Source organism: Pseudoalteromonas sp. SG41-2 (genome assembly GCF_014164535.1).
Classification (GTDB): domain Bacteria; phylum Pseudomonadota; class Gammaproteobacteria; order Enterobacterales; family Alteromonadaceae; genus Pseudoalteromonas; species Pseudoalteromonas rhizosphaerae.
The window spans coordinates 1-435 of sequence record NZ_JACJFK010000125.1 but is presented as its reverse complement, the minus strand read 5'-3'; the positions used below and the strand labels follow the sequence as shown (position 1 = coordinate 435).

The 435-nt window shown below is 39.5% G+C and carries 1 protein-coding gene; it reads right to left on the bottom strand.

Going from position 1 to position 435, the window contains the following annotated elements:
• A partial coding sequence (locus H5186_RS22750; RefSeq protein ID WP_182795066.1) for a transposase occupies positions 1-435 on the bottom strand: 435 nt, incomplete at both ends.

Sequence of the window (435 nt, the reverse complement as noted above, 5' to 3'; positions counted from 1 at the left end):
GCTGTTTCAGCTAAGGCTTTATCTTTACGATTAAGCTCTTTTTGCAGCTGTTTTATTTCTTGCTTTAACTGTTTACTGTCTGATTTAGCTAGTTTCGTTGTAGGTCCTTGGGCAAAGTCGTGCTTCCACTGCTTAATATGATGCGGATAAAGCCCTTTACTACGACAGTATTCATTAATCGCTGCTTCATCTAAATGGCCACAGTCAATAATCGCGCTGAGTCTTTCTTCTAAACGCCAGTCTTGTGGTCGTTTTTCTGCTGTCATTTGGCTACCCGTCTGGTGTGTTTCAAGTTGATGTTTTTTTGCGAGTGCTATCCAGCGTTGTAACGTTGAATAACCGACACCTAAATCATCTGCAATATCTTCTAGACGAACATCATCACATTGAGATAATGCTTTTTCAACCGCTTGAACTTTAAATTCTTGTGTAAAT